Below are 11,922 nucleotides of genomic sequence, written 5' to 3'. Positions count from 1 at the left end.
GTCGTCTGACCCCGCGCGGTGGCCCCCGTGCGCGACCCCTGTCAGAGCCGGGCGAGGATGCCCGCGAGCGCGCCCTTGGCATCCGCAACCGCCTCGGGCCCCGTGAGCCGCTCGTGCGTGGCGGTGACCCGCACGCGCCCGCTCGACGTCGCCTCGGCGGTCACGAGCACCGACCCGGCGTCGCGCCCGGGGTAGCGCGCGTAGGGCCGCGCGCCCGTGTCGCGTGCGGATGCCGGCTCGCCGAGCTCGGCGCGGAACGCCGCGACGGCGCGCCCGTACGCAGCCTCGAGCGGGCCGTCGACCGTGCGCGAGGTGCTCGTCGAGAAGGTGCCGTCGGCCTGCTGCCCGGGCAGCCGAAGGCCGCGCGCCTGCTCGTAGCGCACCGTGATCGATTGGCACCACCACGGGTCGACGTCGTGCTCGGCGCGCAGCCAATCGGCGATCACGCTATGCGTCCAGCCCGTCGCGCCCGCCGCGTCGAGCAGCGCGAACCACTCGCCGGGCGCCCGACCGGTCGCGGCCGTCAGCGCCTCGTCGGAGACGGTCTCGTCGCTGCCCCTGATCGCCACGTGACCGATCCTGCTACGCGCGGGCGACGCGTAGGAAGTCCCCCACGGTGAGCTGCTCGCCGCGGGCCGTCGGGTCGACGCCAGCCGCCTCGAGACGAGCGGATGCCGCGGCCGAGCCGCCGAGCGCATCCGCGAGCGCCTGCCGCAGCATCTTCCGCCGCTGCCCGAACGCGGCGTCGACGAGGGCGAACGTCGCCCGCCGCTCCTCCTCCGTGCCGGGCAGCTCGCCGCGGCGGAAACCGACGAGCACCGAGTCGACGTTCGGCACGGGCCAGAACACCTGGCGGCTGATCGTGCCCGCGATCGACCACGTGCCGTACCAGGCGGCTTTGACGCTCGGCGAGCCGTAGACGCGCGAGCCGGGCGCGGCGGCGAGCCGGTGGCCGACCTCCGCCTGCACCATGACGAGCGCGCTCGCGAGGCTCGGCACGACCTCGAGCAGGTGCAGCAGCACGGGCACCGAGACGTTGTAGGGCAGGTTGGCGACGAGCGCCGTCGGCTCCCCCGGCACGCCCTCGACGCGCAGCGCGTCGGCGGAGATCACTTGCAGCGGGGCGCCGGGCTGCATCGCCTCGACGGTGTGCGGCAGCTGCTCGGCGAGCCGCTTGTCGATCTCGATCGCCGTCACGCGGGCGTCCGCCTCGAGCAGGCCGAGGGTGAGCGAGCCGAGGCCCGGCCCCACCTCGACGACGTGCTCGCCCTCGGAGACGGATGCCGTGCGCACGATCTTGCGCACCGTGTTGCCGTCGACGACGAAGTTCTGGCCGAGCTTCTTCGTGGGCTGCAGGTCGAGGGCGTCGGCGAGGTCGCGGATCTCGGCGGGGCCCAGGAGGCTCACGTCTGGTCCTCGTAGGGGCCGCGCGGGGCGTCGACGGGCTCGTCGTCCCAGTGGCCGTAGACGAGCTCCGTCGTCGAGGTGATCTGCGCCGCGAGCATCGAGGCGTCGGTTCCGAGGTGCGCCGCCATCGCGCGCAGGGTGTGCGGGATGAGGTAGGGCGCGTTGGGCCGCCCGCGGAACGGCATCGGGGTCAGGTAGGGCGCATCCGTCTCGATGAGGATGCGCGAGCGCGGGATCACCTCGAGCGCCTCGCGCAGTGCCGGGGCGTTCTTGAAGGTGACCGTGCCCGCGAACGAGAGGAACCATCCGCGCTCCGCGACGAGCTGCGCGAAGCCCGCGTCGCCCGAGAAGCAGTGGAACACGACGCGCTCGGGGGCGCCGACGCGGTCGAGCGTCTCGACGACCTCGCGGTGCGCGTCGCGGTCGTGGATCTGCAGCGCGAGACCGTGCTGCTTCGCGATCTCGATGTGCGCCTCGAACGAGCGGTACTGCGCGTCGCGCCCCGCCTCATCCGTGCGGAAGAAGTCGAGCCCGGTCTCGCCGATCGCCCGCACGCGCGGCCGGGCCGCGAGCTCGTCGATGCCCGCGAGGTGCTCGTCGAGCAGACCCTGCTCGAGCAGCTCGGGCGCGTCGTTCGGGTGGATCGCGACGGCGGCGAGCACGCGCGGCTCGACGGATGCGACATCCGCGCTCCACCGCGACGTCGCGAGGTCGGTGCCCACCTGCACGACGCCCTTCACGCCGACCGCGGAGGCGCGGTCGAGCTGCTCGCGGTAGTCGAGAGGCTCGGCGCCGTCGGCGATCTCGAGGTGCGTGTGGTTGTCGTAGACGGGCACGACGAGCGCCTCGGGCAGGGGCGGGTAGTCCCGGGGAGGCCCGTCCGGAGCCTCCCTCGCGCGCAGGAACGCGTCGGTCACGCGGCTCCCGTGTCGGCGACGTCCTCGATGCGCGGGAAGAGCGGCTCGAGGGGGCTCACCGCCGATCCCGGCTGCAGAACGCCCCACGTGCCGGCCTCGCGCACGCCCTGCTCGGCGAGCGGCCCGTGGCCCTCGCCCGCGAGCGCCGCCCACAGCTTGCCCGTCGCGATCGGCATGATCGGGGCGAGCAGCGTCGCGAGCGCGCGGAGCCCCTCGGATGCCGTGTACAGCACGGTGCCGAGGCGCGCGCGGGTGGCCTCGTCCTTCGCGAGCACCCACGGCTCCTGCTCGGTGATGTAGCCGTTGAGCTCATCGACGATCGTCCAGATCGCGGCGATCGCCTCGTTGATGGCGAAGCGCTCGATCGCGTCGTCGGCGTCCGCCGCCGCCTTCGCGACGACCCGCTGGATCGCGAGGTCGGCATCCGTGTACCCGGCGGGCGCGGGGAGCGCGCCGTCGTAGTAGCGGCCCACCATCGCGATGACACGCGAGGCGAGGTTGCCGAAGCCGTTCGCGAGCTCGGCCTGGTAGCGGGCCGAGAGGTCCTCCCAGCTGAACGAGCCGTCCTGCCCGAAGGTGATCGCGCGCAGGAAGTAGTAGCGGAACGCGTCGGAGCCGAAGGTGTCGGTGATCTGCTGCGGGGCGATGCCCGTGAGCTTCGACTTCGACATCTTCTCGCCGCCGACGAGCAGCCAGCCGTGGCCGAACACCTTGCGCGGCACGGGCAGGCCCGCGGCCATGAGCATGGCCGGCCAGATGACGGCGTGGAAGCGCGCGATGTCCTTGCCGACGAGGTGGTAGGCGGGCCAACGGCGCGCGAACTGCTCGTCGTCGGTGCCGTAGCCGACCGCCGTGACGTAGTTGAGGAGCGCGTCGAACCACACGTAGACGACGTGCGACGGGTCCCACGGCACCTTGATGCCCCAGTCGAAGCTCGACCGCGAGATGGAGAGGTCGGAGAGCCCCTGGCGCACGAACTGCACGATCTCGTTGCGCACGCTCTCGGGCTGCACGAAGTCGGGCTGCGTCTCGTAGAGGTCGAGCAGCGCATCCGTGAACTGGCTCATGCGGAAGAAGTAGTTCTTCTCCTTGAGGATCTCGACCGGACGCGAGTGGATGCGGCACACGAGCTGGCCCGCGTACTCGCCCTCGGTCGGGGTGTCGAGCTCGTCGAGCTGCTTGTACTCCTCGCAGCCGACGCAGTAGTAGCCCTCGTACTCGCCGGCGTAGATGAAGCCGTCGTCATAGAGCTTCTGCAGGAAGAGCGCCACCGCGTCCTCGTGGCGGGGCTCGGTCGTGCGGATGAAGTCGTCGTTGGCGATGTCGATCGTCTCGAGCAGCGGCAGCCAGGCCGAGTCGACGAGCTTGTCGGCCCACTGCTTCGGCTCGACGCCGTTCGCGACGGCGGTGCGCAGGATCTTCTGGCCGTGCTCGTCGGTGCCCGTGAGCAGCCACGTGTCGTCACCCGCCTGGCGGTGCCAGCGCGCGAGCACGTCGGCCGCCACCTCCGTGTAGGCGTGACCGATGTGGGGCACGTCGTTGACGTAGAAGATGGGGGTCGTGATGAAGAAGCTCTCGCCGGATGGCATGGCGACGAGTCTAGTTGCGCGCCCGTGTCTGTGACGGCGGACGCCCGTGTCCGGTGGTCGAGCGCCCGCGAGGCGGACGCGTCTCGAGACCTCGGCCGCGATCAGCTCTTGAGCGCGGCCTCGTAGAGCTCGCGGCGCGAGAGGCCGGTCGCCTCGGCGACCTCGGCGGTCGCCTCCTTGAGTCGGGTTCCGGATGCCGTGAGGGCCCGCACCTGCGCGAGCGCGTCGTCGAAGCTCGCCGTCGCGGGGGCGGCGCCCTCCACGACGACGACGATCTCGCCGCGCGTGCCGTCGGCGAAGCGCTTGGCGAGTTCGGCGAGGGTGCCGCGCGCGACCTCCTCGTGCAGCTTCGTGAGCTCACGGCAGACGGCGGCGCGGCGGGTCGCGCCGAACGCGGTCGCGAGGTCGGCGAGGGCGTCGGCGATGCGGTGCGGCGACTCGAAGAAGACGAGCGTGCGCGGCTCGCTCGCAAGCGGCCGCATGGCGGCGAGGCGCCCCTTGCGCGGCAGGAACCCCTCGAAGCAGAACCTGTCGGTCGGCAGGCCCGACACCGCGAGCGCCGTGAGCACCGCGCTGGGACCGGGGATCGCCGTGACCGTGACCCCCGCATCCGCCGCCGCCGCGACGAGCGGGAAGCCGGGGTCGGAGACGGTGGGCATGCCGGCATCCGAGAGCACGAGCACGTCTCCTTCGCGCGCGAGCTCGACGAGCTCGGCTGCTCTCGCGCTCTCGTTGTGCTCGTGCAGGGCGATGAGGCGCGGGCGGTTGTCGACGCCGAGGGCGCGCAGCAGCTGCACGGTCGTGCGGGTGTCTTCGGCCGCGATGACCTCGGCGTTCTCGAGCGCCTCCACGAGCCGCCGCGAGGCGTCGCCGAGGTTGCCGATGGGCGTCGCCGCGAGGATGATCACGCCACCATCCTCCCGCCCTCGTCCGCGAGAGTACGTACTTTTCGCGCTGCAGGGCCGGTTCTGGGCGAAAAGTACGTACTCTCGCGGACAGGGGACGGGAGGGCACGACGCGGGCGGCCGCGGATACGATGCCGGGATGGATGAGCGCGCTGCGGGGACCGGGCGCGCTGCGGGGACCGAGCGCGCTGCGGGGACCGGGCGGGCCGCCGAGTTCGACGGGATCGTGAGCGCCGAGTCCGAACCCGCGACTGAACCGCGCCCCGGGCGTGGGCCAGGGTACGGCCCACAGCCGTCGCACCCCGAACCCACGGGCTCGCGCCTCGACGACGCGTGGCAGCGCTGGGCGGCCGACCCCCGCATCCGCCGCATCGCGGAGTGGGGCGCGCCCGCCGCGGTGCTCGCCGTCGCGACCGCGACGCGCCTCGTCGGGCTCGACCACCCGCACCAGATCGTCTTCGACGAGACGTACTACGTGAAGGACGCGTACACTCTCTCGAACCTCGGCTACGAGTCGCGCTGGCCCGAGGACGCGAACACGTCGTTCGCCGCTGGCGACCCCGACGTCTACTCGACCGACGCCTCGTTCGTCGTGCACCCGCCGCTCGGCAAGTGGATCATCGCCGCCGGGATGGCCGCGTTCGGCACCGACAGCGCGTTCGGCTGGCGCGTCGGGATCGCGGTCGTCGGCATCCTGCTCGTGGCCCTCACGATGCTCGTCGCGAAGCGGCTGTTCGGCTCGACGACGCTCGCGGTGCTCGCCGGCGGCCTGCTCGCGATCGACGGCAACGCGATCGTGCTGAGCCGCGTCTCGCTGCTCGATACCGGTGTCGCGTTCTTCGCCCTGCTCGGCGCGTACTTCGTGCTCGTCGACCGAGAACGCGTGGCCCGGCGCATCGAGGAGTGGGCGGCCGGCCGACGCGCCACCGGCCAGCCGATCGAGCTCGGCCCCGTGCTGTGGGCGCGCCCGTGGCTCATCGCGGCGGCGCTCGCCTTCGGCTGCGCCGCGAGCGTCAAGTGGAACGGCCTCTACTTCCTCGCCGCGTTCGGCCTCTACACGGTGGTGGCGGATGCCTTCCTGCGCAAGCGCGTCGGCATCCCCACGTGGGGCGCCTCGGCGGTGCTGCGCCAGGGTCCCGCCAACTTCGTGCTGCTCGTGCCGCTCGCGCTCGTCGTGTACGTCGCGAGCTGGGGGGGCTGGTTCGCGACCGACGGCGGCTACTACCGCCGCTGGATCGAGTCGGGCGGCGGGAAGGCGTGGGAGGGCGCCCTCGCGTGGGTGCCGTTCGACGTGCAGAACTGGTGGCACTACCAGGCAGCGATCATGAACTTCCATGCCGGTCTCACGAGCGAGCACAGCTACCAGGCGAACCCGCTCACGTGGCTCTTCCTCGTGCGTCCGACGAGCATGCACTACGAGAACGTCGGCGACGGGTGGGCCGAGGCGATCCTCGACATCGCCAACCCGTTCCTGTGGTGGGGTGCGACGGCGGCGCTCGGCTACGTGCTCGTGCGCACGGTGCTGCGGCTGCTGCGCGGCCACACGGTCACGGCGGAGGCGTTCATCCTGACGGGGATCGCGGCCGGCTACCTGCCGTGGCTGCTCTACCTGCACCGCACGGTGTTCCAGTTCTACACGATCGCCTTCGAGCCCTTCATGGTGCTCGCGCTGACGGCCGCGATCGCCGCAGTCGCGGGCTCGCGCACCGACCCGCGGCCGCGCCGCCTGGCCGGGCTCACGACCGTCGGCGTCTACCTCGCGATCGTCGTGCTGACCTCGGTGTTCTTCTGGCCGCTGTGGTCGGCGCAGCCCACCCCCGTGTGGTTCCAGCAGCTGCACTACTGGTTCCGCTCCTGGATCTGAAACACACCGCAACACTCCGGAGCCGCCGGTAGCCTGATCGGATGCCAGACAGCGACGCCGCCGCGCCCGCCGCCCCCGCCCACGGCTCCGACCACGCGTGGGGTTTCCGCACCCGAGCCATCCACGCCGGCAACATCCCCGACGCCGTCCACGGCGCACGCGCCCTGCCGATCTACCAGTCGAGCGCGTTCGTCTTCGACGACACCTCGGATGCGGCGGCCCGCTTCGCGCTGCAGAAGTACGGCAACATCTACTCCCGCCTCGCGAACCCCACGGTCGCGTCGTTCGAGGAGCGCATCGCGTCGCTCGAGGGCGGCCTCGGGGCCGTGGCCACGGCATCCGGGCTCTCGGCGGAGTTCATCACCTTCGCGTCGCTCGCGGGCGCGGGCGACCACATCGTCGCGGCACAGAGCCTCTACGGCGGATCGGTCACGCAGCTCGACGTGACGCTGCGCCGCTTCGGCGTCGAAACGACGTTCGTGACGGGCACCGACCCGGCCGACTACGCCGCCGCGATCACCGACAAGACGAAGCTCATCTTCGTCGAGTCGATCACGAACCCCTCGGGCGACATCGCCGACCTCGAGGGCCTCGCAGAGGTCGCGCACGCGCACCACATCCCGCTCATCGTCGACTCGACCGTCGCGACCCCCTACCTCAACCGCCCGATCGAGTGGGGGGCGGATGTCGTGATCCACTCCGCCACGAAGTTCCTCGGCGGCCACGGCACGACCCTCGGCGGCGCCGTCGTCGAGTCGGGCCGCTTCCACTGGGCGAACGAGCGCTTCCCGCTCTTCGACCAGGAGGTGCCCCACTACGGCGGCCTCAACTGGCACGGCAACTTCGGCGAGTACGCGTTCCTCACGCGCCTGCGCGCCGAGCAGCTGCGCGACATCGGCCCGGCCCTCGCACCGCACTCGGCGTTCCTGCTCGCGCAGGGCGTCGAGACGCTGCCCTTCCGGATGCAGGCGCACGTCGACAACGCGCGCAAGGTGGCCGAGTTCCTCGCCGCCGACGACCGCATCGAGTTCGTGAACTGGGCGGGCCTGCCGTCGCATCCGCATTTCGCCCGCGCGGAGCGCTACTTCCCGCTCGGACCCGGTGCCGTGTTCAGCTTCGGCGTGAAGGGCTCGGCGACGAGCGACTCGCGCACGGTGGGCCGCCGGTTCATCGAGTCGGTCGAGCTCGCGAGCCACCTTGCGAACATCGGCGACGCGAAGACCCTCGTCATCCACCCCGCCTCGACGACGCACGCGCAGCTCACCGAGCAGCAGCTGCTCGACGGCGGTGTGCTGCCGGGCCTCGTGCGCATCTCGGTCGGCATCGAGGACATCGACGACATCCTCTACGACCTCGATCGAGCGCTGACCATCGCGACGAGGGGAGAATGACCGCATGAGCGCCGTCACCGAGACTCCGGACGTCGAGCGCCGGGTCGAGCCTGCCGAGACCACCGTCAACCTGCAAAACGGCCTCTCCTGCTCGCTGCCCGCGGACTCGCCCCTTGCGAAGCTGCTGCGCAGCAAGCGCACGTGGATCGGCCCGAGCGCCCAGGAGCGCCTCGGCATCCTGCGCCGCGCGAAGTCGGTCGCGATCGTGGGCGCCTCGCCCAACCCGGCGCGCTCGTCGTACTTCGTCGCGACCTACCTGCAGCAGTCGAGCGACTACGACCTCTACTTCGTGAACCCGAACGCGACCGAGATCCTCGGGCAGCCGGTGTACAAGTCGCTCGCCGACCTGCCCGTCGTGCCCGACATCGTCGACGTGTTCCGCCGCGGGAGCGACATCCCGCAGGTGATCGACGACGTTCTCGCGATCGGCGCGAAGACGATCTGGGTGCAGCTCGGCATCTGGAACGAGGAGGCCGCGTACTACGGCGAGTCGAAGGGCCTCACGGTCGTCATGGACCGCTGCATCAAGGTCGAGCACGCGCGCTTCAACGGCGGGCTGCACCTGCTCGGATTCGACACCGGGCAGATCACCTCGCGCAAGACGCTGCGCTGACGGGGTAGCGCGCTCGAGGCGCGCTGACGCCGCCGCGCTGACGGGCTCGCGCGCTCAGCGCTCCTGCCGCACCTCGTTGCGGTCGCCGCCGTCGTCGACGGATCCGACGTCCCCGCCGTACTCGATCTCGTTCTCGTTGCCCTGGATCGCGACGGCGCCGACGTCGCCGCGGCTGTCGATGCTGTTGCGATTCCCCGCGATCTCGACGTCGCCGACGTCGGTCGCGTCGATCTCGTTGTCCTGGCCCTCGATGTCGACCGACCCGAGCGACCCCGTCTCGACCTCGTTGTCATCGCCGCGGATGACGAGCGAGCCGACCTCGCCCGCGACGACCTCGATGTTCTGCCCCGCGATCTCGAGCTCGTCGCAGTCGCCGACGCGGTACTCGCCGGGCTGGTCGAGCCGCAGCTCGCCGTCGCACGTGAGTGCGGCATCCGAGGCACCGGGGGCCGGGTCGGGGTCGGGTCCGTCGACCTCGGGGAGCATGACGCATCCGCTGAGGGCGATCGCGGAACCCGCGAGGAGGACGATGGCTGCGCGTCGACGGAACATGCGGCCAGGCTAGGTCGGCGGATGCGGCGCGACGACCGGGTTGCGCGCGCTCAGTCTTCGGGGTAGTGGAAGACCTCGTCGAGCCGCACCCCGAGGGCACGGGAGATCTGGAACGCCATCTCGAGCGACGGCGAGTAGCGGCCCTGCTCGATCGCGATGATCGTCTGACGGGTGACGCCGACGGCGGCCGCGAGCTCCACCTGGGTGACGCCGCGCGCGGCGCGGAGCTCGCGGATGTCGTTGGTGACGCGCGTGGCCTTAACCACGGAACGTTCCGCGGTAGGCCCGCACCTGCGCGATCGCGCCCGCCGTCGCGCCGGCGGCGCCCAGGAGGAAGGCGGCGTTGCCGATCCAGAACGGGTCTGCCTCGAGCATCGCGAGCACGAGCGCGACGAGGAGGCCCGCGGCGGCGACGGCGAGGGCGACGCGGCCGCCGTGGCGGTCGATCTCGCGGTCGCGCTCGTCGGAGGAGGTGTCGAGCTCCTCGCGGCGCAGCCCCGCCCCGATGCCGGCGATGATCGTCGCGATGATCGTGACGACGATCGTGCCGAGGAAGTTGATCCCCATCGACCACAGCATCGGCGCCTGCCACCCGATGTCGGCGACGGGCTGCCCGCCGAGCTGCGGCAGTACGACGGCGAAGTAGCCGATGGCGGTGAGCGGTGTGAGCACCGCCGCGATCCAGGCGGCCCGTTCGCTCGTGGTGGCGGGGATGCGGTCGAGGTCTGCGTCCATGACTCGAACGGTAGGCCTCCGCGGGCTCAATGTCAAACATTCTTGACATTGCCCGCGCGCCGCGGCTAGCGTCCGGATGTCAAGAAAGCTTGACATACCGGATCGGAGAACACCATGCCCTCGCTCACCGCCACCGCCCGCTGGACGGGAGCCGCCTACCTCGGCGTCGCCGTCACGGGCATGATCGGGCACCTCGTGCTCAGGACGCAGATCACGGCCCCCGGCGACCCGGATGCCGCGCTCGGGCGCCTGCGCGACGACCCCGGCCTCGCCCAGCTCGCGATCGTGTTCGAGCTGCTCATCGTCGTGACGCAGGCGCTCGCCGCGTGGGGGTTCTACGCCCTCTTCCGCCGCGACCACCCCACCGCGGCGTTCGGCGTCGCGGCCTTCGGGCTCGCGAACGCCGTCGCCATCCTCGGCTGCGCCGGCTTCCTCTCGACCTCGCTCGCCGTCGCATCCGACCCGACCCTCGCACCCGCCGGCGACGCCGCCGCGACCGTCGCGCTCCTGCACGGGCTGAGCGCCGCCGCCTGGGAGGGAGGCGCCGTCTTCTTCGGGCTGTGGCTGCTGCCGATGGGCGCGTTCGCGCTCGCCACCGGGCGGATGCCGCGCGTGCTCGGCTGGGCGCTCATCGCCGGCGGGGTGGGCTACGTGCTGGGCACGCTCCTCGGCGCGTGGGCGGCCCTGGCCCCCGTGGGCGAGGCGCTCGCGTACCTCGCGACCGTCGGCGAGCTGTGGATGATCGGCTACCTGCTGTTCGTCGGCATCCGTCCCGAGGTCCGGTTACGACGTGTTGCGCGCACCCGGACGGATGTCACAGCGCGGGGTTAGCGTGCTGGCATGACCGCCGAACTGCCCGCACCCCCGGCACCGCTCGTCTCCACCCAGTGGCTCGCCGACCACCTCGGGAGCGAGGGCCTCGTCGTCGCCGACGCATCCGTCGTGAGCTTCACGCGGCCCGACGGGCGCACCGGCTACATGAGCGGGCACGAGCAGTACCTGCTCGAGGGGCACGTGCCGGGCGCGGTGTTCGCCGACCTCATCGAGGAGTTCTCCGACCCCGAGGGCGCCTACCCGTTCACGCGTCCCGACGCCGAGCGCTTCGCCACCGCGGCGGGTGCGCTCGGTGTGGGCGACGGCGCCGTGCTCGTCGTCTACGACACGGCCGTGGGCCAGTGGGCGGCGCGGCTGTGGTGGCTGTTCCGCGCGTTCGGCTACGACCGCGTCGCCGTGCTCGACGGCGGGCTGAAGAAGTGGCGCACCGAGGGGCGCGAGCTCGTGCTCGGGCACGTCGAGCCCGTGCCGGGAGCGTTCACCGCCCGGCCGCGGCCCGAGCTGTGGGCCGACAAGGCGGATGTCGAGGCCGTCGTGCGCGGGGAGCGCGAGGCAGCGCTCGTGTGCTCGACGCCGCCGAAGGAGTTCACGGGCGAGGTCGTCTCGCGCGCGCGTGCCGGCCACATCCCCGGCTCGACCTCGGCGCCCGCGGGGCTCCTCGTCGACCGCGACGTCAACACGCTCCTCGGTGCCGACGCGCTCCGCGAGCGCCTCGCCCCCGCACTCGGCGCCCCGCAGATCATCACCTACTGCGGTGGGGGCATCGCGGCCGCCTCGAGTGCTCTCGCGCTCACCCTCCTCGGCGAGCGCTCGGTCGCCATCTACGACGGCTCCCTCAACGAGTGGGTCGCGGATCCGGATGCGCCGCTCGTGACAGCGGAGGTCGCGTCCGCCGCCGGTTGAGTGCGGTGCGCAGCGGCCCCGCTCTACCGCGGGTTGAGTGCGGCGCGCAGCCCCGGCGCTCTACCGCGGGTTGAGTGCGGCGCGCAGCCCCCGCGCTCTACCGCGGGTTGAGTGCGGCGCGCAGCGACGCGTATCGAAACCGGGCGAACGTATGACACAGGTCCGGTTTCGATACGCCGTGCGTCGCGCCTCCGGCGCGGCGCGCGGCACTC

The 11,922-nt window shown here is 72.0% G+C and carries 13 protein-coding genes; 5 read left to right on the top strand and 8 right to left on the bottom strand.

The annotated features are described in order from the left end of the window. Positions 1–41: 41 nt before the first annotated feature. The 5 genes from H4J02_RS03320 to rsmI form a co-directional block, all read right to left on the bottom strand. Positions 42–569: a DUF4287 domain-containing protein gene (locus H4J02_RS03320; protein WP_187675699.1), complete on the bottom strand. Its 528-nt coding sequence runs from the start codon at positions 567–569 to the stop codon at positions 42–44. 13 nt (positions 570–582) lie between these two features. Beyond that, complete coding sequence (rsmA, locus tag H4J02_RS03315; RefSeq protein ID WP_262406194.1) at positions 583–1,407, bottom strand: 16S rRNA (adenine(1518)-N(6)/adenine(1519)-N(6))-dimethyltransferase RsmA; 825 nt, start codon at positions 1,405–1,407, stop codon at positions 583–585. After that, positions 1,404–2,324 carry a TatD family hydrolase gene (locus H4J02_RS13985; RefSeq protein ID WP_262406193.1) on the bottom strand — a complete coding sequence of 307 codons (921 nt, stop codon included), beginning with the start codon at positions 2,322–2,324 and terminating at the stop codon, positions 1,404–1,406. The genes rsmA and H4J02_RS13985 overlap by 4 nt, the downstream gene beginning before the upstream one ends. Next, the gene (gene metG / locus H4J02_RS03310; protein WP_187675697.1) at positions 2,321–3,913 is read right to left on the bottom strand and encodes a methionine--tRNA ligase; all 1,593 of its coding nucleotides are present in this window, start codon (positions 3,911–3,913) and stop codon (positions 2,321–2,323) included. Before metG ends, H4J02_RS13985 begins: the two co-directional genes overlap by 4 nt. A gap of 101 nt (positions 3,914–4,014) precedes the next feature. Further along, complete coding sequence (gene rsmI / locus H4J02_RS03305; protein ID WP_187675696.1) at positions 4,015–4,821, bottom strand: 16S rRNA (cytidine(1402)-2'-O)-methyltransferase; 807 nt, start codon at positions 4,819–4,821, stop codon at positions 4,015–4,017. 136 nt (positions 4,822–4,957) lie between these two features. Between rsmI and H4J02_RS03300 the strand changes: the two genes are divergently transcribed. Genes H4J02_RS03300 through H4J02_RS03290 form a run of 3 tightly spaced genes read left to right on the top strand, consistent with a single transcriptional unit; the run spans position 4,958 to position 8,686 of the window. Continuing rightward, entirely contained in the window at positions 4,958–6,682 is a 1,725-nt protein-coding gene (locus H4J02_RS03300) for a dolichyl-phosphate-mannose--protein mannosyltransferase (protein WP_187675695.1), read from the top strand. 41 nt (positions 6,683–6,723) lie between these two features. Beyond that, the gene (locus H4J02_RS03295) at positions 6,724–8,073 is read left to right on the top strand and encodes an O-acetylhomoserine aminocarboxypropyltransferase/cysteine synthase family protein (RefSeq protein ID WP_187675694.1); all 1,350 of its coding nucleotides are present in this window, start codon (positions 6,724–6,726) and stop codon (positions 8,071–8,073) included. A gap of 4 nt (positions 8,074–8,077) precedes the next feature. Beyond that, positions 8,078–8,686, top strand: coding sequence for a CoA-binding protein (locus H4J02_RS03290; protein ID WP_187675693.1), 609 nt, complete (start codon positions 8,078–8,080; stop codon positions 8,684–8,686). A 54-nt stretch (positions 8,687–8,740) separates the two neighbouring features. On the opposite strand, the gene H4J02_RS03285 is transcribed toward H4J02_RS03290, so the two are convergent. Genes H4J02_RS03285 through H4J02_RS03275 form a run of 3 tightly spaced genes read right to left on the bottom strand, consistent with a single transcriptional unit; the run spans position 8,741 to position 9,973 of the window. Continuing rightward, positions 8,741–9,238 carry a DUF3060 domain-containing protein gene (locus tag H4J02_RS03285; protein WP_187675692.1) on the bottom strand — a complete coding sequence of 166 codons (498 nt, stop codon included), beginning with the start codon at positions 9,236–9,238 and terminating at the stop codon, positions 8,741–8,743. A gap of 50 nt (positions 9,239–9,288) precedes the next feature. Further along, positions 9,289–9,504: a helix-turn-helix transcriptional regulator gene (locus H4J02_RS03280; protein ID WP_187675691.1), complete on the bottom strand. Its 216-nt coding sequence runs from the start codon at positions 9,502–9,504 to the stop codon at positions 9,289–9,291. Next, positions 9,497–9,973, bottom strand: coding sequence for a hypothetical protein (locus H4J02_RS03275; protein ID WP_187675690.1), 477 nt, complete (start codon positions 9,971–9,973; stop codon positions 9,497–9,499). Before H4J02_RS03275 ends, H4J02_RS03280 begins: the two co-directional genes overlap by 8 nt. Before the next feature lie 114 nt (positions 9,974–10,087). Between H4J02_RS03275 and H4J02_RS03270 the strand changes: the two genes are divergently transcribed. Then, complete coding sequence (locus tag H4J02_RS03270) at positions 10,088–10,804, top strand: DUF4386 domain-containing protein (RefSeq protein ID WP_187675689.1); 717 nt, start codon at positions 10,088–10,090, stop codon at positions 10,802–10,804. A gap of 9 nt (positions 10,805–10,813) precedes the next feature. Further along, the gene (locus H4J02_RS03265; protein WP_187675688.1) at positions 10,814–11,710 is read left to right on the top strand and encodes a sulfurtransferase; all 897 of its coding nucleotides are present in this window, start codon (positions 10,814–10,816) and stop codon (positions 11,708–11,710) included. Positions 11,711–11,922: the final 212 nt, after the last annotated feature.

Origin of the sequence: Protaetiibacter sp. SSC-01, assembly GCF_014483895.1 — a bacterium.
Classification (GTDB): domain Bacteria; phylum Actinomycetota; class Actinomycetes; order Actinomycetales; family Microbacteriaceae; genus Homoserinibacter.
This window is presented reverse-complemented; position numbering and strand designations above follow the sequence as displayed.